General features: G+C 73.5%; 26 protein-coding genes. 13 read left to right on the forward strand and 13 right to left on the reverse strand.

The annotated features are described in order from the left end of the window. Window positions 1-33: 33 nt before the first annotated feature. Window positions 34-609, reverse strand: a complete 576-nt coding sequence (locus tag ACXJKF_RS10455) for a hypothetical protein (protein ID WP_456787649.1) — start codon at window positions 607-609, stop codon at window positions 34-36. Between the two features lie 210 nt (window positions 610-819). Between ACXJKF_RS10455 and ACXJKF_RS10460 the strand changes: the two genes are divergently transcribed. From ACXJKF_RS10460 to ACXJKF_RS10490, 7 genes are all read left to right on the forward strand, one after another. Further along, complete coding sequence (locus ACXJKF_RS10460; protein WP_456787650.1) at window positions 820-1,596, forward strand: SDR family oxidoreductase; 777 nt, start codon at window positions 820-822, stop codon at window positions 1,594-1,596. Between the two features lie 17 nt (window positions 1,597-1,613). Next, complete coding sequence (locus tag ACXJKF_RS10465; RefSeq protein ID WP_456787651.1) at window positions 1,614-2,015, forward strand: type II toxin-antitoxin system PemK/MazF family toxin; 402 nt, start codon at window positions 1,614-1,616, stop codon at window positions 2,013-2,015. Window positions 2,016-2,049: 34 nt separating this feature from the next. Beyond that, complete coding sequence (locus ACXJKF_RS10470; RefSeq protein ID WP_456787652.1) at window positions 2,050-3,294, forward strand: MFS transporter; 1,245 nt, start codon at window positions 2,050-2,052, stop codon at window positions 3,292-3,294. Between the two features lie 64 nt (window positions 3,295-3,358). Further along, window positions 3,359-4,276, forward strand: coding sequence for a metalloregulator ArsR/SmtB family transcription factor (locus tag ACXJKF_RS10475; RefSeq protein ID WP_456787736.1), 918 nt, complete (start codon window positions 3,359-3,361; stop codon window positions 4,274-4,276). Continuing rightward, window positions 4,273-4,686, forward strand: a complete 414-nt coding sequence (locus tag ACXJKF_RS10480) for an arsenate reductase ArsC (RefSeq protein ID WP_456787653.1) — start codon at window positions 4,273-4,275, stop codon at window positions 4,684-4,686. Before ACXJKF_RS10475 ends, ACXJKF_RS10480 begins: the two co-directional genes overlap by 4 nt. Beyond that, window positions 4,683-5,912, forward strand: a complete 1,230-nt coding sequence (locus tag ACXJKF_RS10485) for an APC family permease (RefSeq protein ID WP_456787654.1) — start codon at window positions 4,683-4,685, stop codon at window positions 5,910-5,912. Before ACXJKF_RS10480 ends, ACXJKF_RS10485 begins: the two co-directional genes overlap by 4 nt. Window positions 5,913-5,958: 46 nt before the next feature. Beyond that, window positions 5,959-6,138 carry a hypothetical protein gene (locus ACXJKF_RS10490; RefSeq protein WP_456787655.1) on the forward strand — a complete coding sequence of 60 codons (180 nt, stop codon included), beginning with the start codon at window positions 5,959-5,961 and terminating at the stop codon, window positions 6,136-6,138. Here the strand turns inward: ACXJKF_RS10490 and ACXJKF_RS10495 are convergent. Genes ACXJKF_RS10495 through ACXJKF_RS10515 form a run of 5 tightly spaced genes read right to left on the reverse strand, consistent with a single transcriptional unit; the run spans window position 6,135 to window position 8,974 of the window. Next, on the reverse strand, window positions 6,135-7,001 hold the full coding sequence (locus tag ACXJKF_RS10495; protein WP_456787656.1) for an alpha/beta fold hydrolase: 867 nt from the start codon (window positions 6,999-7,001) through the stop codon (window positions 6,135-6,137). The two genes, ACXJKF_RS10490 and ACXJKF_RS10495, sit on opposite strands and share 4 nt — an antisense overlap. 21 nt (window positions 7,002-7,022) lie before the next feature. Beyond that, the gene (locus ACXJKF_RS10500) at window positions 7,023-7,607 is read right to left on the reverse strand and encodes a TetR/AcrR family transcriptional regulator (RefSeq protein WP_456787657.1); all 585 of its coding nucleotides are present in this window, start codon (window positions 7,605-7,607) and stop codon (window positions 7,023-7,025) included. A 34-nt stretch (window positions 7,608-7,641) separates the two neighbouring features. After that, complete coding sequence (gene crcB / locus ACXJKF_RS10505; RefSeq protein WP_456787658.1) at window positions 7,642-8,007, reverse strand: fluoride efflux transporter CrcB; 366 nt, start codon at window positions 8,005-8,007, stop codon at window positions 7,642-7,644. Next, window positions 8,004-8,453 (reverse strand): fluoride efflux transporter FluC, encoded by a 450-nt coding sequence (locus tag ACXJKF_RS10510; protein ID WP_456787659.1) that lies wholly within the window; start codon window positions 8,451-8,453, stop codon window positions 8,004-8,006. Before ACXJKF_RS10510 ends, crcB begins: the two co-directional genes overlap by 4 nt. Beyond that, a complete protein-coding gene (locus tag ACXJKF_RS10515) occupies window positions 8,450-8,974 on the reverse strand; it encodes a universal stress protein (protein WP_456787660.1) in 525 nt (174 codons plus the stop codon). The genes ACXJKF_RS10510 and ACXJKF_RS10515 overlap by 4 nt, the downstream gene beginning before the upstream one ends. A gap of 52 nt (window positions 8,975-9,026) precedes the next feature. Here ACXJKF_RS10515 and ACXJKF_RS10520 point away from each other — a divergent pair, with 52 nt between their 5' ends. Further along, window positions 9,027-9,674, forward strand: coding sequence for an NADPH-dependent F420 reductase (locus tag ACXJKF_RS10520; RefSeq protein WP_456787661.1), 648 nt, complete (start codon window positions 9,027-9,029; stop codon window positions 9,672-9,674). A gap of 52 nt (window positions 9,675-9,726) precedes the next feature. Here ACXJKF_RS10520 and ACXJKF_RS10525 read toward each other — a convergent pair whose 3' ends face one another. Both ACXJKF_RS10525 and ACXJKF_RS10530 read right to left on the reverse strand, forming a co-directional pair. Continuing rightward, window positions 9,727-10,521 (reverse strand): hypothetical protein, encoded by a 795-nt coding sequence (locus ACXJKF_RS10525; protein ID WP_456787662.1) that lies wholly within the window; start codon window positions 10,519-10,521, stop codon window positions 9,727-9,729. A 29-nt stretch (window positions 10,522-10,550) separates the two neighbouring features. Further along, on the reverse strand, window positions 10,551-11,339 hold the full coding sequence (locus ACXJKF_RS10530) for a DUF6345 domain-containing protein (protein WP_456787663.1): 789 nt from the start codon (window positions 11,337-11,339) through the stop codon (window positions 10,551-10,553). A gap of 178 nt (window positions 11,340-11,517) precedes the next feature. Between ACXJKF_RS10530 and ACXJKF_RS10535 the strand changes: the two genes are divergently transcribed. Further along, window positions 11,518-12,357: a class I SAM-dependent methyltransferase gene (locus ACXJKF_RS10535; RefSeq protein ID WP_456787664.1), complete on the forward strand. Its 840-nt coding sequence runs from the start codon at window positions 11,518-11,520 to the stop codon at window positions 12,355-12,357. Here the strand turns inward: ACXJKF_RS10535 and ACXJKF_RS10540 are convergent. Continuing rightward, the gene (locus ACXJKF_RS10540; protein WP_456787665.1) at window positions 12,330-12,977 is read right to left on the reverse strand and encodes a response regulator; all 648 of its coding nucleotides are present in this window, start codon (window positions 12,975-12,977) and stop codon (window positions 12,330-12,332) included. The two genes, ACXJKF_RS10535 and ACXJKF_RS10540, sit on opposite strands and share 28 nt — an antisense overlap. After that, window positions 12,974-14,209 carry a sensor histidine kinase gene (locus tag ACXJKF_RS10545; RefSeq protein ID WP_456787666.1) on the reverse strand — a complete coding sequence of 412 codons (1,236 nt, stop codon included), beginning with the start codon at window positions 14,207-14,209 and terminating at the stop codon, window positions 12,974-12,976. The genes ACXJKF_RS10540 and ACXJKF_RS10545 overlap by 4 nt, the downstream gene beginning before the upstream one ends. A 149-nt stretch (window positions 14,210-14,358) precedes the next feature. Between ACXJKF_RS10545 and ACXJKF_RS10550 the strand changes: the two genes are divergently transcribed. Both ACXJKF_RS10550 and ACXJKF_RS10555 read left to right on the forward strand, forming a co-directional pair. Then, window positions 14,359-15,180: an SDR family NAD(P)-dependent oxidoreductase gene (locus tag ACXJKF_RS10550; RefSeq protein ID WP_456787667.1), complete on the forward strand. Its 822-nt coding sequence runs from the start codon at window positions 14,359-14,361 to the stop codon at window positions 15,178-15,180. Between the two features lie 39 nt (window positions 15,181-15,219). Further along, window positions 15,220-16,272 (forward strand): NAD(P)-dependent alcohol dehydrogenase, encoded by a 1,053-nt coding sequence (locus ACXJKF_RS10555; protein ID WP_456787668.1) that lies wholly within the window; start codon window positions 15,220-15,222, stop codon window positions 16,270-16,272. A gap of 136 nt (window positions 16,273-16,408) precedes the next feature. Here ACXJKF_RS10555 and ACXJKF_RS10560 read toward each other — a convergent pair whose 3' ends face one another. Continuing rightward, window positions 16,409-17,125 carry a TetR/AcrR family transcriptional regulator gene (locus ACXJKF_RS10560; RefSeq protein WP_456787669.1) on the reverse strand — a complete coding sequence of 239 codons (717 nt, stop codon included), beginning with the start codon at window positions 17,123-17,125 and terminating at the stop codon, window positions 16,409-16,411. A gap of 108 nt (window positions 17,126-17,233) precedes the next feature. On the opposite strand from ACXJKF_RS10560, the gene ACXJKF_RS10565 reads away from it, so the two are divergent. Next, window positions 17,234-17,968: a hypothetical protein gene (locus ACXJKF_RS10565; RefSeq protein ID WP_456787670.1), complete on the forward strand. Its 735-nt coding sequence runs from the start codon at window positions 17,234-17,236 to the stop codon at window positions 17,966-17,968. A gap of 14 nt (window positions 17,969-17,982) precedes the next feature. After that, on the forward strand, window positions 17,983-18,705 hold the full coding sequence (locus ACXJKF_RS10570) for a YqjF family protein (protein ID WP_456787671.1): 723 nt from the start codon (window positions 17,983-17,985) through the stop codon (window positions 18,703-18,705). 5 nt (window positions 18,706-18,710) lie between these two features. On the opposite strand, the gene ACXJKF_RS10575 is transcribed toward ACXJKF_RS10570, so the two are convergent. Beyond that, complete coding sequence (locus ACXJKF_RS10575) at window positions 18,711-18,905, reverse strand: hypothetical protein (RefSeq protein WP_456787672.1); 195 nt, start codon at window positions 18,903-18,905, stop codon at window positions 18,711-18,713. A gap of 92 nt (window positions 18,906-18,997) precedes the next feature. Continuing rightward, a complete protein-coding gene (locus ACXJKF_RS10580; protein WP_456787673.1) occupies window positions 18,998-19,720 on the reverse strand; it encodes a PadR family transcriptional regulator in 723 nt (240 codons plus the stop codon). Window positions 19,721-19,787: the final 67 nt, after the last annotated feature.

The raw sequence follows: 19,787 nt of genomic DNA on the forward strand, positions 1-19,787 counted from the left end.
GCTCACGCAGGCCGACCCCGCGTCCTGCGCCGGTCAGAAGTCGCCGCCGCCGAAGTCGCCCCCGAAGCCGCCGTCGAACCCGCCGTCAAAGCCTCCGTCGAACCCGGCGTCCCCACCGGAGTCGGCCGCGACGTCGCCGCCGCCGTCGGCCGCGGGGTCCGGGCTGCCGCCGTCGGACAGGTCGAAGAAGCTGTCCGCGATGGCGGTCCCGACGAACGCGCCGGCCACGCTGGCCAGCAGGCTGCCGGCGATGATCCCGCCCATGCCGACGCCACCTCCGCCGAAGCGGTTCTCCAGGGTGCCGGGTGCACGCAGCTCGGCACGGGTGGCCATGCGGGCGAGCGCGCGCGGGTCGTCCGACGGGGCACGCTCGGCCTCGGGCACGTCCTGGGAGAGCCCGTCGAGGACCTGCCGACGCTGCTCGGGCGTGAGCTGCGCGAAGGCCTCGGCGTGCGCCTGCTCGATCGCGTCGGGCGGGGCGGTGCGCAGCAGGTAGCGGTAGCGGTCGATCGCGGCCTCGTCGGAGGTCGGCGGACGGCTGCCGTACGGCGCGGCAGCCCGATCGCTCGGCTGCTCGTCGCGACCCAGGAGCCGGTCGAGGAATCCCATGCGTCTCACCTCTCGTGTCGGTTCCTGGTCCAACGCCGCGACGCTCTGCCGGGTTCCGCCGGGTTCCGCCGGGTTCCGCCGAATAGCGTTGGCCGGCTCGCCCGCCACCTGGCAGGGTGACGCCGCCCGAGCGACGTTCCCGGCCGGTCGGGCGGCCGACGGTCCCGCGACGTCGGCCTCCTGCGTCGTCGCGGCCACCGGAGGTCTGCCATGCCCGCTCTCGACGGACGCGTCGTCCTGGTCACCGGCGCCAGCCGGCGGATCGCGATCGGCGCCGGGGTGGCCCGCCGTCTGGTCGCCGACGGCGCCACGGTGCTGCTGCACTCCTGGTCGCCGCACGACGCCGAGCAGCCGTGGGGTGCCGACGAGGGCGGGGTCGAGGCGCTGGTCGACGAGCTGCGCGCGGCCGGCGGCACCGCCGAGCACGTGTCGATGGACCTCGCCGACCCGGCGGCGCCGCACGCGCTCGTCGACGCCGCCCACACGGCGTTCGGCCGGCTCGACGCCGTCGTGGCCAACCACGCGCGCAGCTCCGGGCAGAACCTGGAGCAGCTCACGGCGGCGGAGATCGACCTGTCCTACGCGGTGAACACCCGGGCCACGCTGCTGCTCGTGCAGGCGTTCGCGGCACGGCACGACGACGCACCGGGCGGTCGCGTCGTCGTCTTCACGTCCGGCCAGTACCGCGGCGCGATGCCCGACGAGCTGCCCTACATCGCCTCGAAGGCCGCCCTGCACGAGCTCACGGCGAGCCTCGCGGTGCACCTGATGCCCCGCGGCATCACGGTCAACTGCGTGAACCCCGGCCCCAACGACACGGGCTACGCCGACGACGCGGCGCGTGCCGCGCTCAGCGCGCACAGCCCGGGGGGCCGGTGGAGCACGCCGGCCGACACGGCGCGGCTGATCGCCTGGCTGCTCAGCGACGAGGCCGACTGGGTGACCGGCCAGACGATCGCGTCGGACGGCGGCTTCTCCTCGCTCTGAGCACCTACGCTCCACGGATGACCGTGCTCGCCGACCAGCCGTGGGTCGCCGTCGCCTTCCTGGCCCTCGTGCTCGTCGGGCTCGCGTGGCTGCTCCGCCCGCGTGGCCCCCGGCCCCGGGCGGGCGAGGTCTGGTTCGCCGAGGTGCCGTTCGAGGACCGCCCCGGGAGCAAGGACCGGCCGGTGCTGGTGCTGTCGGCCACGGGCCGCTCGTGCGAGGTGGCGCGGTTCACGTCGCAGAACAAGAGCGGCCGTCGCGACCACGTCGTGGTGCCGTACGGCGTCCCCGGTCTGCCGAAGGCCAGCTGGCTGAACCTGCGGCCGACGAGCCTGCCGCGGTCGGCGTTCCGTCGGCGCACCGGGACCCCGGGCGAGGCGTTCGTCGACTGGTACCGCGACGCGGCAGAGAATCGAGTGTGATCCGCACCAGCCGGCGGCGTACCGTCTCGCCCTCGTGAGCCGGTTCCTCGACACCGTCGTCCCACGCCGGCTGGGCACCGGGTTCCGGTGGCTGCTGGCCTCGTCGTGGAGCTCGAACCTCGGCGACGGGATCGTCCTCGCGGCCGGCCCGCTGCTGGTGGCGTCGCGGACGGACGACGCGTTCCTCGTCGCGCTGGCGGCGCTGCTGCAGTGGCTGCCGCCGCTGCTGTTCGGGCTGTGGGCCGGGGCGGTGACGGACCGGCTGGACCGCCGGCGCCTGGTCATCCTCGTCGACTCGCTGCGGACCCTGGTCCTGCTGCTGCTGGCGACGGCGGTCGCGGTGGACGTCGCGGCCATCTGGCTCGTGCTCGTGGCCATGTTCCTGCTGGGCACGGCAGAGACGTTCGCGGACAACGCGTCGAGCACGCTGGTGCCGATGCTGGTGCAGCGCGACGACCTGGCCCTGGCGAACAGCCGGATCATGGCCGGGTTCGTCACCGTCAACCAGCTCGTCGGCCCGCCGCTGGGGGCGTTCCTGTTCGCCGTCGGGCAGGCGTGGCCGTTCGCGGCCGAGGCGGTGCTCGTGGCCGCGGGCGCGGTCCTGATCTCGCGCGTGGTCCTGCCGCCGCACCGTGCCGAGAAGCACGTGACGCACATCCGCCACGACATCGCCGAGGGCGTCCGGTGGGTGCGGCACCACGCGGCGGTGCGGACGCTGGTGCTGACGATCCTCATCTTCAACGTGACGTTCGGGGCCGCCTGGTCGGTGCTGGTCCTGTACGCGCGGGAGCAGCTGGGGCTGGGGGCGATCGGGTTCGGGCTCATCACGACGGTCGGTGCCCTCGGTGGGCTCGTCGGCACGGTCACCTACGGCTGGATCACGCAGCGGGTCAGCCTGGCGAACCTCATGCGGATCGGCCTGATCATCGAGACCCTCACGCACCTGGCCCTCGCGCTGACGACGACCGCGTGGTTCGCGCTGGTCGTGTTCTTCGTGTTCGGTGCGCACGCGTTCGTGTGGGGGACGACGTCGGTGACGATCCGGCAGCGGGCGGTGCCGACGCAGCTGCAGGGGCGGGTCGGGAGCGTGAACCTGGTGGGCGTGTTCGGCGGGCTGGTGGTCGGCGCGGGAATCGGTGGGGTGCTCGCGCAGCGCTACGGCGTGACGGCTCCGTTCTGGTTCGCGTTCGTCGGGTCGGCGATCTTCGTGGTGCTCATCTGGCACCAGCTGCGGCACGTCGCGCACACCGACGAGCAGGACGCGCCCGCCGAGGCCTGAGTCAGGGCTTGACCTCTGTATCGAAGTTCTTCAATATAGGCACGTGCCTACCGCCTCGACCGCGATGAGCGCCCCCGCGGCCGAGCAGGTCGCCCGGGCGCTCAGGGCCCTGGCCGACCCCCTGCGCCTGCGCGCGCTCTCCCTCATCGCCGCCAGCCCGCGGGGCGAGGTCTGCGTCGAGGACGTGAGTGCGCTCACGGCTGTGTCGCAGCCGACGGTCTCGCACCACCTCAAGGTCCTCAAGGACGCGGGGCTGGTCAGCGCCGAGCGCCGTGGCACCTGGGTCTGGTACCGGCTCGCAGCCGAGCACCGCGAGGCCGTGCGCGCGGTTCTGGGGGCCTTCGCCACCGTCGACGCTCGGCCGACCGAGGCGGTCGCGGACCTCGACGGCCACCTCGACCGCGTCGCCGCCGGCCTGGCACCGCGGTACCCGACGATCGACCCCGCCCGCGTCCGCGACGTGGTCCGCGACTCCGCGACAGCGCTCGCCCGCACGTCCGGCGTCGGCGCGCGCCTGGTCGACCTGACCGAGCGGTTCGCGCGTCAGCGCCTGGACGACCTGGTGCGGATCGAGGGCGGCCCGACCGTCCCGCGCGTGCTGTTCGTCTGCGTCGCCAACGCCGGCCGCTCCCAGCTGGCTGCCGCCCTGCTCCAGCGCTACGCGGGCGACGCCGTCCTGGCGCGGTCCGCCGGGTCGGCGCCGGCCCCCGCGATCCACACCCACGTCCGGCCGGAGCTCGACGCGCTCGGCGCCGACGGGTTCCCCAAGCCGCTCACCGACGACGCCGTCCGCGCGGCCGACGTCGTCGTGACAATGGGCTGCGGCGACGTCGTCCCGGCCTACCCCGGCACCCGCTACGAGGACTGGGCGGTCGGCGACCCCGCGCTCGCCTCTCCCGACGGCGTCGCGGCCATCCGCGCCGACATCGACACCCGCGTCCGCACCCTGCTCACCTCCCTCGACACACCCGGAGCATCATGACCACGCCCAGCGTCCTGTTCGTCTGCGTCCACAACGCCGGCCGCTCCCAGATGGCAGCGGGGTTCCTCACCGCGCTGTCCGGTGGCGCCGTCGAGGTCCGCTCCGCGGGGTCGATGCCCGCGGACCAGGTCAACCCCGTCGCGGTCGACGCCATGGCCGAGGTCGGCATCGACATCCGCGCCGAGCAGCCCAAGGTCCTGACCACCGAGGCCGTCCAGACCTCCGACGTCGTGGTGACCATGGGCTGCGGCGACGTGTGCCCCTACTTCCCCGGCAAGCGCTACGAGGACTGGGTGCTCGAGGACCCGGCGGGCCAGGGCATCGCGTCGGTCCGGCCGATCCGCGACGAGATCCGCGGGCGGATCCTCACGCTCCTGCACGAGCTGGGTGTGGAGCCCGTCGGCGCGTGACCGCTCTCGTCCGTCGGCTGGGGGTCGGCGACGCGGTCGTCGTCGGGCTCGGCGCGATGCTGGGCGCGGGCGTGTTCGCGGCGTTCGCGCCCGCCGCGCAGGCCGCCGGGACAGGGCTGCTGATCGGTCTGGGCATCGCCGCCGTCGTCGCGTTCTGCAACGCGACCTCGTCGGCCCGGCTGGCGGCGCTCTACCCGGAGTCGGGCGGCACCTACGTGTACGCGCGGGAACGGCTCGGGACCTTCTGGGGGTTCCAGGCCGGGTGGTCGTTCGTCGTCGGCAAGACCGCGAGCTGCGCGGCGATGGCACTCACGTTCGCCGGCTACGCCGCGCCGGGCCACACCCGACTCGTCGGGATGCTCGCTGTCGTCGCCGTCACCGCGCTCAGCTACCGCGGCGTCCAGCGGTCCGCGCGGGTGAGCCTTGTGATCGTCGTCCTCACGCTGGTGTCGCTCGCGGTGGTCGTGGTGGCCGCGCTGACGGGCGGCACGGCGTCGACCGCGAACCTGACCGGCGTCGACCCCGGTGGCGTGCTGCAGTCCGCGGGCCTGCTCTTCTTCGCGTTCGCGGGGTACGCCCGGATCGCGACCCTGGGCGAGGAGGTCGTCGACCCGCGCCGCACGATCCCGCGAGCGATCCCCCTCGCGCTCGGGATCGTCCTCGTCGTGTACCTCGTGGTGGGGGTCAGCGCCCTCCTCGCGGTCGGCGCCGACGGGCTGGCCGCCACCGCCGCCCCGCTGCGCGCGGTGGTCGAGGCCGGGTCGTGGTCGTCCCTGAGCCCGGTCGTGCAGGTCGGTGCGGCCGTCGCGTCCCTCGGCGCGCTCCTCGCACTGGTGCTCGGCGTGTCCCGCACGACCCTCGCGATGGCCCGGCGGCGCGAGCTGCCCTCGTCCCTCGCCGCCGTCGACCCGCGGCACGGCGTGCCCTACCGGGCGGAGCTGGCCGTCGCGGCCGTCGTGATCGTCCTCGTCGCGACCCTCGACGTGCGCGGGGCGATCGGGTTCTCGTCCTTCGGCGTGCTCACCTACTACGCCCTCACCAACGCGTCCGCGCTGCGCCTCGCACCGCACGAGGGGCGACCGCCGCGGTGGGTCGCGGCGCTCGGGCTGGTCGGCTGCGTGGCCCTGGCGGTGACGCTGCCGCTGGCCTCGGTCGTGGGCGGGCTCGCCGTCGGCCTCGCGGGCGCCGTCGTCTGGGCCGTCCGCCGACGGCGCGGTCACGGCTGACCACGCCGGACGAAACAACTCGCCGCGCGCCGTGGTTGAGCAGGGGGTGACCACCGAGACCCCCTGGACCGACCCGCGCGAGCAGATCGAGGCCGTCGTGATGATGGCGAACGGTCGCCTCGCGCCGAGGTCGTTCGCAGACCGCGCGGCCGCCGAGGCGTGGGCGAGGCCGGAGCTCGGTGACCAGGTGCTGGAACGCAACCTCGTCTGCTCCTGCGACAGCTAGCTCACGTGCGCGACGATCCGCTTGATCGTCTCCTCGTCGCGAAGGATGCGGCGGTGCCCGAGACCGTCGCTCAGCACCAGCTCGGCCCCGGGCCAGGCGCGGGCGATGCGGGCGCCGTCGGCGTGGTCGGCCTCCTTGTCGTCGCGGTCGCTGAGCACGAGCGTGGCCGGCAGCGGCTGTCGCGTGTTGGCGGCGCGCAGCGGGATGTCGAGGTCTGCCAGGCGGCGGTCCGCGAGGACCTGCATGCGGATCTCGAACCGGTGCCGGGTCCGCTCGCTGAACCCGAGGGTGTGCGCGAAGCCCTCGATGTAGGTGGTCGGGTCCGCCAGCGGGGTGACCAGGACGAGGCGTTCCGTGGGGGTGCCGTCGAGCACGGCGAGCGCGCTCGCGGCGGCACCCATCGAGTGTCCGACGACGGCACGGGCGGGGCCGTGCGCGGCGATCATCGTGTCGAGCGCGGTGGACATCTCCGGCAGCGTCGTCCGTCGGCCCCCGAGCGCACCCGGTCCGGAGTCGCCGTGCGCGGGGGCGTCGTAGGCGACGACCCGCAGTCCGGCCGCGACCAGGGGCTCGACGAGCGAGCGCAGCTGCCCGCGGTGCCCGCCCCAGCCGTGCACGAGGTAGACCGTCGGGCCGTCGCCCCAGGTCTGGCCGCTGATCGGTCCGGTGCGGAAGGCGGTACCGCCGGGGATCGTCGTGCGGTCCTTGGTGCGGGTGGGGGTGCACCAGAGCCGGAGCGCTCCGCGGGCGACAAGCTCGGGGGCGACGCGGTCCAGGGCGCCGACGACGGAGCGGACGACGGGCGGGATCGGCGGCAGTTGCGTACGAACGGTCGTGCTTTTTTCGGTCGATGCTGCGGTCATGGCGGGTTCCTCCAGATGGGGTCAGCGCAGGAGCGACTGCAGGAGCCGCTCGAAGGTGTAGCGGGTGTGGGCCTCGGCGGCCGGGTCGTGCAGGAGCCTGCACGCGTGGAAGTGCGCGAGCATCAGCCCGTGCAGGTCGTGCGCGAACTGCTCAGGTGCCAGGTCGTCGCGGAACGCCCCGTCCTTGGCCCCGGAGCGGTACACCTGCGCGAGCGAGTCGAGCAGGTCCCAGTGGTCCTTGACCACCAGGTCCCGGACCGGCCCCGGCTGGTCGTCGAACTCGGTCGCCGCCGAGACGAACAGGCAGCCTGACGAGCCCGAGAACGACGTGACCAGCCACCGCTCGAACAGGGTGCGGACGCGCGGCTCCCCGCGAGGAGCCGCGAGCGCCGGCCGGATCACCTGGTCGACGAAGTGCTCGCGCGCGCTGCCCAGCACCGCGAGCTGGAGCGCCTCCTTGGAGCGGAAGTGGGCGTAGAGACCGCTCTTCGACAGGCCGCTCGCGCTGGCCAGGGTGCCGATGGTCAGACCGGCGACACCGAGGCGCCCGGCGATCTCGACCGCCTGGTCGATCACCGCCTGACGGGTGGCGTCACCTTTGCTCATGGGACATGACTATCACGAAAAGTACGATCGTGCGTTAAATCGCCATGACGCCGACGCCGAGTGCCGCTGCGGCGAGGCACAACAGCAAGGACCCCAGCGCATTCGCGGTCGCCCGCCGGGCCTCGCCCGCCTGGATCAGCCGCACGGTCTCCACCATCGCGGTCGAGAACGTGGTGTACCCGCCGCAGAAGCCCGTGGCGGCCACCAGCAGCATGCGCGGACCAAGGCCGTGGTACAGGTGCGCGCCGGTCAGCAGGCCGATCAGGAGCGAGCCGCTGACGTTGACCACCAGGGTGGCGAGCGGGAAGACCCGCGTCCAGCGGGAGCGCACCGCACCGTCGACCATGAACCGCGTCGCCGCACCGACCCCGCCGAGCAGGGCCACCAGCAGCAGGGTCACGGCGCCTCGTCCGGCAGCGGCAGACGCTCGTGGCGCCACCGGTGGTGCCGGGCCGCGAGCGCGACACCGGCCACGCACGCGAGAAGCCCCAGCACCACGCTCGACACCCCGTACGCGAGCGCCAGGGTCACCTGACCACCCGCGAGCAGCCGCTCCATCTCGATGGCCAGGCTGCTGAACGTCGTGAACCCCCCGAGGACGCCGGTGCCCGCACCCAGTCGGATCACGCGGCCACGGCGGGACTCCTCGCCTCGGCGCAGCAGGACCTCCAGCAGTGCCCCGAGAAGGAAGGACCCCAGCAGGTTCTCGACGAACGTCGCCGTCGGCCATCCGCTCGACGAGGCGCCGACCGTCTGCGTCAGGGACCAGCGCGCGGCCGTGCCCACGGCACCGCCGACCGCGACGACCGCGACCAGGCGCGGGTCGGGGTGCGGCGACCGCGTCACGGGTGCTCCTCCACGGAGAGCGGGACGATGGTGACGGGCACGGTCTGGGTGTGCGCTAGGTGACCTGCCGTGGAGCCGCCGATCAGATGGTTCATCCAGCCGCCGATCCCCGGGCGCCGACTGCCGATGACGATCAGCAGGGCGCCCGACTCCCGCGCCACCCGAGCCAGGGCCCGTGACGCCTCGCCGACGGTGTAGACGAACCTCCACGGGACGTCCACGCCTGCGAGGTCCACCGCGAGCTGCTCGCTCAGCGCCGTCTCGGCGACGCCGTCCCCCGCCTGGCTGTCGGCGTGGTCAGGGTCCAGCGGGGTGGTGACGAGGGTGCCGTCGGGCTCCTCGGTGACGAAGCTCCGCGCCGGGTCCGCCCAGACGCAGACCAACGACGCGCGCATCGCGTGTGCCAGCGACGCGGCACCACGCACGACCGCCGGCGACTGGTTCGGCAGCACCCCGACGACGAGGGTCGGGGTGCCGGGCTCGACGGCGCCGTGCCACGGGTGCGGGGCAGAGCGGGTCACCTGTCGAGGCTACGCGGGAACACCAGCCGCGACGCGGAGGTTGCCCACCACCATGACCACTATCGGATTCATCGGCGCCGGCCACATCGGTGGCGCCCTCGCGCAGCTCGCGATCGCCCAGGGCTACGACGTCGTCGTCAGCAACTCCCGCGGTCCGGAGACCCTGACCGACCTGGTGGACCAGCTGGGCGACCGGGCGCGCGCCGCGACGTCCGCGGAGGCCGCCGCGGCGGGCGACGTGGTCGTCGTGACCATCCCGACGAAGAACGTGAAGGACGTCCCCGTCGAGCCCCTGGCCGGCAAGGTCGTCATCGACACCAACAACTACTACCCGCAGCGCGACGGCCAGATCCCCGCCCTGGACGACGAGGCGACCACCGTCTCGGAGCTCCTCCAGACGCACCTGCCCGAGTCGCACGTGGTCAAGGCGTTCAACCACATCGCGTCGGGCGACCTCACCACGCAGGGCGCCCCCGCGGGCACGCCGGACCGGCGCGCGCTCGCCGTCGCGGGTGACTCGGACGAGGCCCGCGCCGCGGTGGCGGAGCTCATCGACGAGCTGGGCTTCGACACCGTCGACGTCGGCCCGCTCGCGGAGGGCTGGCGCTACCAGCGCGACACCGCGGCGTACGTGCAGCGGTTCGACGCCGACGGGCTGCGCGCCGCGCTGGCGAAGGCTGTGCGCTACCGCGACATGTGACATGCACCGGCCGGCCTGCGCTCCCCTCCGGGCGCAGGCCGGCCGGTCGTTTTCAGCGGGTCGCGCCGACCCGGACCAGCTGCTTCGGGCCGTCGTTCCCGAACTCGTCGGCCGGGTGCGCCAGCTCGATGAACCAGCTGGGCTCCAGCAGGTCGGCACCGCCCGCGTACGGCGCGGCCCAGTAGGCCAGCACCGACGAGACGACCGTGAGGTCGGTGCCCCGGCGCACCTTGCGGTGGCGCGCCGCCTCGAGCACGCGCTCCAGCGCCTCGCCCTCCTCGACGAGCTCCGCCTCGTGGTGCAGCTCGACCGCGTCCCAGGTGGTCGCCATCAGACGCAGCGGCCGGCCGTCGTCGAGGAACGTGGCGTTCACGCCCGCCCGCGGACCCGTCACCGGGATGCCGTCGAGCGTCACGCGGCTGCGCACGTCCGTCTTCACGGCGAATCGCGTCCGCTCCTTGCCGTCGAACCGCACGGCATGGACCACGTTCGCGTCGATGCTCGACTCCAGGCGCACGCCGTCGAACCGGGCGACCGTCGGGCCGAGCCCGAAGCGTTCGGTGAGCTCGGCGGTGATGCCCAGCGCCTTCTCGACGGGGAGCGGCTCGGGGTGGTCCTTCTCGGGGTCGGCGGCGGCGACGCCGCGGACCGTGTCCACCAGGGTGGTGACGCCGGCGAGCCGGTTGCCCGGTCCGCCGTGCACGAGGGTGGCCTCCTTGCCGACGAGGGCGAACGCCTCCTCGGTGCGGACGACGTCACCGTCGATGCGGAACGACTCCGCGAGCGCTCGCAGGCGGTCGTCGTCGAGAGCAGCAGGTCGCACACGGGCGACCGAGATCGTGGTCATGACTGTTCCTTCCGGGAGTGTGCGGGCGCTCAGCAGGCGTGCGGGATCCAGGTCCAGGAGAACCAGGAGCCGCCGCGCTGCGGGTCGGTGCTGACGAAGCCGTGGTCGTGCAGGAAGTCCGCGCCGGTGTTGGTGCCCGCGCTGTTGGCGTACAGCACCGCCGACTCCACCCAGCTGGGCTGCGTGAACTCCGCCATCCAGAACCACGCGTCGATCACGCGCATCGGGTGGCGTCCGACGATCCACTCGGGGATGCCGTACATCGCCGTCATCCACCGGCCGTCGAGCGCGGACGCGAACGCCCGCCCCGGGTTGGCCAGGTCGAGGCTCGTCGTCGTGAAGCTGAGCAGGGCGTGCAGGCCCTCGAACGCGTCGGCCCACCGGTCGAACACGTCGCGGTTGGCCCCCTGCTGGAACGCGTCCATCTGCAGGGTGTTGCACACCTCCAGGCCCAGCCACTCCAGGTCGCCGTGGCCCAGGCGCAGGTCGCCGTCGTTGCCCGCGGACGTCGAGGTGAAGTCACCCCGGACCTGCGAGTCGTCGGGCACGTCGCTGCGGAAGTAGAAGCCGCTGGGGCTGCCGTGGCCGGTGAAGTAGACCAGGTCGGCCTGCTCCACCCACTGGTCGGCGTGCCCGCCGCGGGCGTTCGCCTTGAAGTCGTCCTCGAACGCGTTGCCGTCGCCCCAGTTGAACGTGCCGGTCGCCCCGTCGTGCACGCGCAGCTCGTCGTAGAACCCGCCTGCGTCCTCGTGCTCGTGGGTCAGCGCGTTGAGGTTGTTGTACGCGTTGATCCACTCGGTGCCGATGCCGTACGACATCGTCGTCCCCCTTCGCCGTCGGTCCTGTCACCGGGAACGAGGGGGCTTCTGCGGGAGGAGATACCGCGGACGCGGGTCATATCTGCTCGCCCGTGTGCCGTGCCGGTCGTAACGTCCGGCCCATGGACCTCCCGCGTCACCACCCGTCCCCTGTCCCCGCTCTGGTGCGGCGACCCTGATGGACCCGACGGCCGTGCAGGCGTACTACGCCGCGAAGAGCCAGCACGAGCGCGACCGGCTGCTCTCCGCGGAGGGCCTGCTCGAGCGCGTGCTGACCACCCGGCTCCTGGAACCCCACCTGGGCGCACCCGGTCGCGCGCTCGACCTGGGCGGCGGCACCGGCCCGTACTCCGTGTGGCTCGCGGAGCTCGGCTGGGACGTGACCCTCGCGGACCTCTCCCCCGAGCTGCTCGCCATCGCCCAGTCCTCGCTGCCCGCGGGCACGGTCCGCGAGGTCGTCCAGATCGACGCCCGGGACCTCTCACGCTGGGGCGACGCCACCTTCGACTCGGTCCTGAGCCTCGGGCCGATGTACCACCTGACGACGGCCCCCGACCGCGCGCTCGCTGCCCGGGAGCTCGCGCGGGTGACGCGACCCGGAGGGCTGGTGGCCGTCGCGCTCATGCCGCGGTACGTCTCCGTGCGCCGGCTCCTCTCGCTGCCCGACGAGCGGTGGCAGCTGGCCGATCCCGCGTTCCTCGACCGCCTGCTCGACGACGGGGTCTTCGAGAACGCCGTCCCCGACCGGTTCACGCACGTCTACGGCGTCGAGCCGGCGGGCGTCGCGCCGTTCTTCGAGTCGCACGGCTTCTCGACGGTCACGCTGGCCTCCACGCACGGGTTCCTCACGGGCGTCGAGCACGGGTTCGAGGCGCTCCGGGTGGAGCACCCGGCCGCGTACACCCGGCTGCTCGACCGGCTCGTCGCGACGGCGTCGGACCCGGGTGTGCTCGCCACCGCCGGACACCTGCTGTACGTCGGGCGGCGTCGTCAGGAGCCGACGAGCCCCGACTCGTAGGCCGCGATCACCAGCTGCACCCGGTCGCGGCAGCCCGTCTTGCGCAGCGCCTCCGAGACGTGGGACTTCACGGTCGGCTCGGCGATCCAGAGCTCGGCGCCGATCTCCGCGTTCGACAGCCCCCGAGCCACCGCCCGCAGGATCTCCAGCTCCCGTGGCGTCAGGTCGTCGAGGCCCTTCGCCCGCACGGGTGCAGGCGACCGCGTCGTGAAGTCCTCGACCAGCCGCCGGGTCACCGTCGGGCCCAGCAGCATCGAGCCCTCCGCGACCATCCGGACCGCCTCGACCAGCCGGTCCGCCGTCACGTCCTTGAGCAGGAAGCCGCTGGCCCCCGCGCGCAGGGCGTCGTAGACGTACTCGTCCAGGTCGAACGTGGTGAGGATCAGCACGCGGGTCGACGGGTGCTCCGCGCTGATCCGGGCCGTCGCCGCGATTCCGTCGAGGACCGGCATCCGCACGTCGACCACCGCGACGTCGGGCTGGTGCTGCGCCACGAGATCGAGGAGGGCACGCCCGTCGGCGGCTGCTCCGACCACGTCGAGGTCCGGCGCCGCGCCGATGATCGCGGCGAACCCCTGCAGCACGACCGGCTGGTCGTCGGCGACGACGACCCGGGTCACGCGGGCACCTCGATCTCGAGAACGAACACCCCGTCGACGACCACGGCGGTCATCGTCCCACCGAGCGCCTCGACGCGTTCGCGCATGCCGACCAGACCACGCCCCGGTTCCACGTCGGCACGGGCGATGTTGCTCATCCGGAAGCCGACCTTGTCGTCCGTCTGCGTCCTCGTCAGGATCGTGATGGTCCCCGCGGCGTGCCGGCGGGCGTTCGTCAGGCCCTCCTGCACCGCGCGGTAGAGCACGTACCCGGTGGCGGGCGGGACGTCGTGCCACACGCCGTGCACGTCGACCTGCTGACCGGCCGCGACCGCGCTCACCACCAGGTCGTCGACGTCGCACGCCGTCGGCTGCGGGGCGCGCTCACCCTCGTCCGACGTGCGCTGCAGCACGACCAGCACCTGGCGCAGCTCGGTGAGCGCCTCCCGGGCGTCGGCGGCGATGTCCGCCAGCACGGCGCGGGCGTCGTCGTTGAGGCCCGGATGGATGAAGGGCGCCGACTCCGCGCGGACCGCGACCAGGGACACGTGGTGCGCGACGACGTCGTGCAGGTCCCGCGCGAGGCGCGCACGCTCCTCGGCGAGCGACTCGACCCGCAGGGCGTGCCGCTCCGTGGCGCGGGCATCGGCGACGCGACCCTGCGACCGGCGCAGCGACCCGACGGCGGACCCGATGGTCACCACCGCGAGGACGATCACCACGTGCAGGGTCAAGATCCCGCGCGCATACCCCCCGCGCCCGCCGACGGTGACCGCCCCGACGGGCAGGTAAGCCGGCAGCGAGGTCCCGCAGTACCACGCAGCGACCACCAGCGCGGCGACGGTCGGGACCACAGCCCGCCGGATCCCGTCGAGCGCAGCCAGTGCGGCGACGGCCGCGATGCCCAGCCACCACCCCCAGACGATCGCGCCGAACGCCGGGACGGTCAGGAACGGGAGCAGCGTGAGCAGCGTCGCCCACACCGGCCAGCGCCGACCGAGCGCGACCCCGACGACGACGGCGACTCCGCCGAGGAAGGCGAGCCGGTCGAAGGACACCAACCCCTCCGACGGGAGCAGCCCGGTGTCGAACAGCAGGAACCTGCCCATCTCCGGGGTGGCCAGCAGGAACACCGCGACGACCAGTGCGACCACGCCCGACGGGATCCACCAGCGCCACGAGTGGGCCGGCGTCGGACCGCCCGGCGTCCGGGCTGTCGTCTCGGCTGGCGGTACGCCGGTTGTCGTCGTCACGGCGCCATCGTCGCGTGCCGCCCGATCCGGCCGCCTCAGCCACGCGACGGAGATCGTCGTCGTCCTCCGGTCGCCGACGGCCCCCGGGCACGCCGCTCCTGGCGGGCGGAGGATGGATGCGCCCACCCGAGCCGCCCCCGGAGGTCCTCATGCCCACCGTCCTCATCACCGGCACCTCCACCGGTATCGGGCTGGAGACCGCGCTGGCCGCCGCGGACGCCGGCTGGACCACCGTCGCGACGATGCGGGACCTCTCCAAGGCGGCGGTCCTCCGCGAGCGCGGCGCCGGCTTCCCGCTCGACCTCCGTGCGCTGGACGTGACCGACCACGCCGCCGTCGACGCCGTGGTCGCGTCCGTCGTCGCCGACCACGGCTCCCTGGACGCGGTGGTCAACAACGCCGGCGCCGGGCAGGTCGGCACCGCCGAGACCCTCGGGATGGACGCGTTCCGGGCGAGCATGGAGCTCAACTTCTTCGGGGTCGTCGCCGTGACCCGGGCCGCGCTGCCGCACCTGCGCGCGTCGGGCGGGCGGCTGCTGACGATCTCGAGCGTCGGGGGCGTCGTCGGCCAGCCGTTCAACGACGCGTACTGCGCCGCCAAGTTCGCCGTCGAGGGGTTCCTCGAGAGCCTCGCGCCCGTCGCCGCGGCGCTGGGCGTGCGGGTCGTGATCGTGGAGCCGGGGGCCGTGGCCAGCGAGTTCGTCGCCAACGTCGGTCGCCCCACCGCCGACGACGGCCCCTATGCGCCCCTGCTCGCCGCGTACCTGGAGCGGACCGCGGGCGCGTTCGCCCACGCCCAGTCCGCCGACGACGTCGCGGCCCTCCTGGTCGAGCTCCTCATGGACGAGGACCCGCCCGTCCGCGTGCAGACCTCGCCGAGCGCGCGGGCGTTCGCGGGGACCAAGCTGGCCGACCTCGACGGGTCCACCGTGCAGTCGACGACACGCGCCTGGATCGCAGCGGGCGCATGATGGGACCAGCCCACCCGTCGTGCCTCTGAGGAGATCGCTGTGTCCTTGACCGTCCCCGCCCTGCTGACCCCGTCCGCCGGCGCCCCGTTCGAGCGCGGCACCGTCGAGCGCCGAGACCTCGGCCCGCACGACGTCCTGATCGACATCGCGTACGCGGGCATCTGCCACTCCGACATCCACCAGGCGCGCAACGAGTGGTTCGTCGGCACGTTCCCGATGGTCCCCGGGCACGAGATCGCCGGTGTCATCTCCGCCGTCGGGTCCGCCGTGACCAAGCACGCCGTCGGTGACCGCGCCGGGGTCGGGTGCTTCGTCGACTCGTGCCGCGAGTGCGAGATGTGCCTGGCCGGCGAGGAGCAGTTCTGCGAGAAGGGCAACGTCGGCACCTACAACAGCAAGTCCTACGACGGGTCCCCGACGTACGGCGGCTACTCGACGCAGATCGTCGTCGACGAGAGCTACGCGCTGCGCATCCCGGAGGGCATCTCGCTCGACGTCGCCGCGCCGCTGCTGTGCGCGGGGATCACCCTCTACTCGCCGCTGAAGCACTGGGGTGCCGGTCCGGGCAAGAAGGTCGCGATCGTCGGCTTGGGCGGGCTCGGGCACATGGGCGTCCAGCTCGCGCACGCGCTCGGCGCCGAGGTCACCGTGCTCAGCCAGTCCCTGTCCAAGCAGGCCGACGGGCTGTCGCTGGGCGCCGACCACTACTACGCGACGAGCGACCGCCAGACGTTCCGGGACCTGCGCAAGTCGTTCGACCTGATCATCAGCACAGTCGGCGCGGACATCGACGTCGACGCGTACCTGTCGCTGCTGCGGTTCGAGGGGTCGCTGGTCTTCGTCGGGCTGCCCGAGAACAAGCAGTCGTTCCGCGTGTTCTCGCTGACCGGTGCTCGTCGGAACCTGTCCGGGTCCAACATCGGCGGCATCCGCGAGACCCAGGAGATGCTCGACTTCTGCGCGCAGCACGGGATCGGCTCCGTCGTCGAGACGATCACGGCCGACGAAGTCGACAAGGCCTACGACCGCGTGGTCAACAGCGACGTCCGCTACCGCTTCGTCATCGACACGTCGACGATCCCGGCGAGCTGATCGCCCCCGGGGCGCCGAGCTCGGTGGCCGCAACCACCGAGCTCGACCGCAACCACCGGGGTCGGCAGTTTCCGACGAGATCGTGAGTTGCGACTGCCGATCTCGTCCGAAAGTGCCGATCTCGCGCAGCTGATCGTCAGGCGCGCAGGCCCAGGGTCGCGACGATCTCGCGGAGCAGCTGCTCGTAGTACGCGTCCGCGGGGCCGACCAGCGGACGGAGCTGGCCGAAGACCTCCATGACCGTGAAGCCGTGCACGCGGACGAACGCGTCGACGGCCAGCGCGATGACGGGGGCGGGCAGCGGGTAGGACTGCCGGGCGGCCAGGGCGTCGAACCCGGCGGCGGTGCCGTCGTCGAGAGTCGCCGCCCTCGCGGCCAGCACGTCCTCGTCGACCAGCCCGCGCTCGTGGGCCCTCGCGAGCAGACCCATGATCCGGCTGCCCGGCCGGACGGCGACCGCGATGGTGCGGCCCGCGGGTGCGCGGTAGCCGGGCACGGGGGCGCCGAACGCGAGGCCGAACTGCGCCGGGTGAGCCACCGACCACGCCCGGTAGGCGCGCAGGCCGGCCGTGATGGCGGCGGCGACGTCGTCGGGACCGGTCGCGAGGGCGGCGTCGACCGCGGCGTCGACCGCGTCGCCGTGCTCGGTGAACGCCTCGACCAGGAGCTCGGTGAGCAGGTCGTCACGGCTGTCGACGTACCGGTAGAGCGCCGACACCGCGATGTCGAGGTCGCGAGCCACCGCGCGCAGCGTGACCCCCTCGACGCCGGCCTGCTCGAGGTGCGTGCGGGCGGAGCGCAGGATCGCGTCGGTCGTCTCCTGACGACGTCGCTCGCGGACGGTGGCAGCCATCCGCGCAGCATAAACGAGAACACTGTTCTTGACTTCGCGGCGCTCTGCGAGAACACTGTTCACACAAGAGAGAACAGTGTTCTCGTTTCGTCCGTTCAGGAGCCCGCCATGGTCAGCGACCGCCGCACCGCCGCCTTCTCCCTCATTGCCTCCGGCACCCTCGCCCTCGTCGCCAGCGTCGGCCTGAGCGTGCGGTTCGGCTGGCCCGACATCCTCGACGCCCCCGCCGCCGAGGTCCTGCCCGCGTTCGCGGAGATCGCCGGGACCGTGCAGACGCTGTTCCTGCTCCAGATGGCCGGCAGCCTCGTCCTCATTCCCGGCGTCATCGCCCTGCACCTGCTCCTCGCCCGCAGCCGCGGCACCGATGCCGCCCTCCTCACGGTGACCGCGTTCGGCGTGCTCGCGCCCGTGGTCCAGAGCCTCGGCTGGATCCGCTGGCCCCTCGTCGTGCCCGGCCTGGCCGAGCGCTACCTCGACCCGTCCGCCTCCGCCGCGACCACGGAGGCCACCGCGGCCACCTACGAGCTCCTCAACGCCTACGCCGGCGGCGCGCTCGGGGAGAACCTCGGCTGGCTGCTCCAGGGCGTGTGGGCCGTCGGGCTCGGGATCCTCGCCTGGCGCGCGGCCGACGTCGCCCCCGCCTGGCTGCGCCGGTCGCTGGCCGTCGTCGCCGTCGCGTGGGCCGTCACCCTGGTGCCCGCCGGCTGGCTGGCCGACGACCCGCTGACCGCGATCGGCTCGACGATCTACTCCGTCTGGTACCTGGTCCTGCTGGTCCTGGGCGTGGCGCTGCTGCGATCGTCCTCCCGCACAGGTACGACCCTCGTCGCCGCCTCCGCCTGACCTACGGTGGCGGGGTGGATCCCCTCCAGACCGTCGCGCCGCCGCTGCGTGGGCGCGTGATCCTCTCGCAGGACTGGTCGAAGGTCAGCTTCCTGCACTGGCGGGTGCCGTCCGCCCTCGTCGCGCCGCTCCTCCCACCCGGCACGCGTCCCGACGAGCACGACGGCACCTCCTGGGTGGGCCTCATCGCGTTCCGGATGGAGCGGTTCACCCTCGTCCCGGGGCCGGCGCTGCCGTACATCGGCGACTTCCCCGAGACCAACGTCCGGCTCTACACGGTCGACGACGAGGGCCGGCGCGGGGTGCTGTTCCGGTCGCTGGAGGCGTCCCGGGCGCTGACCGTGCTCGGCGCGCGGACGGTCATGAACGTGCCGTACCAGTGGGCACGGATGTCGATCCGGAGATCCGACGACGGTGCCGCGATCGACTACCGCTCGACGCGGCTCACGGGCGACCGACCGTCGTCGCGGATCGTCGTCCGGCCGTCACGCGACGCCGTCACCGACGACCCGCTGGCCGACTTCCTCACTGCCCGCTGGGGCATGCACACCGTCCTGCGGGGACGGACCCGGTTCGTGCCCAACGAGCACGAGCCCTGGCCGCTGCGGCGGGCGACCCTCGTGTCGCTCGACGACGAGCTCGTCGCGGCCGGCGGGCTGCCCGGGGTCGCGTCACGCCCGCCCGACTCGGTGCTGTACTCGCCCGGCGTGCACGCCCGGTTCGCGATGCCGCTGTAGCCGGGTCAGTCGGTCGCGGCCAGCGCCTCGCGCAGGACCCGGACCGCCTTCGGCCCGACGCCGTGCAGCCGGAGGAGCCCGTCGAGGTCCACGTCGCGGACGTCGTCGAGCGTCGTGATGCCCTCGAGTGCGAGCGCCGCCGTCGCGGGCCCGCCGATCTCGCGGGGCAGAGGGGTGAGCGGTGCTGTCGAGTCGACCATGGCGGGATTGTTCCACCGGCGCCACGTCCGGTGGACGACAGCGAGGCACCCCGCAGCGCGAGCCGCGGGGTGCCTCGTCGGAGAGCCGGAGGTCAGGCCTCCGGTGCCGGGTCCGGGACCGGCTGCACGTCGCCCGCCAGGATCAGGTACAGGTCCCGGCGCGCGCGGTCGAGGACCTCGAGCGCCTTCGTCGCCTGCTGGTCGGTGCCCGTCCGGGCGACCTGGTGGGCCGCCGCGCCGAGCGCCTCGAGGGCTCCGCGCAGCGCGCGACCCGGCGAGGTGGGCCGGCTCGCGGCGTCCTCCCAGGGGCTGCCCAGCTGCTCGGCGTTCTCGGTGACGTAGGTGCCGCCCGCCTCGGTGAGCGTGGCCATCTTGCGGCCGGACTCGGCGGTGATGACCACCAGGCCCTCGTCCTCGAGGAGGTTGAGCGCCGGGTAGATGGCGCCCGGGCTGGGCCGCCACGTGCCGCCCGACCGCTCGCCGATCTGCTGGATGAGCTGGTAGCCGTGCATCGGCTCCTCGGCGAGGAGCAGCAGGATCGCGGCGCGGATGTCACCGCGACCTGCGCGCCGACCGGGGCCGCGGCCACGGCCACCAGGGCCGAAGCCAGGGCCGCCGAAGCCAGGGCCGAAGCCGCGGCGTCCGTCGTGCTCGTGGTGCTCGTGCGGGAACGCTCCGCGGGGGCCGCCGCGGCGCGGGTCGAAGCCCTCCTCGTAGGGGGCGTCGGGGAAGTCGCCGCGACGGCGACGGGTACGGCCGCGCTCGGCGGTCGGGTCGGGGGTGGTGCTGCGGAAGGGGTGCTGGGGGTGTCGCATGGGAGGTCTCCTGACGATGTGGGTCGCGGGGGCGGGATCGCTCGGCCGCGGCGTCCGGGAGGTCGTG

It is taken from the genome of Cellulomonas sp. P5_C5 (genome assembly GCF_054049655.1).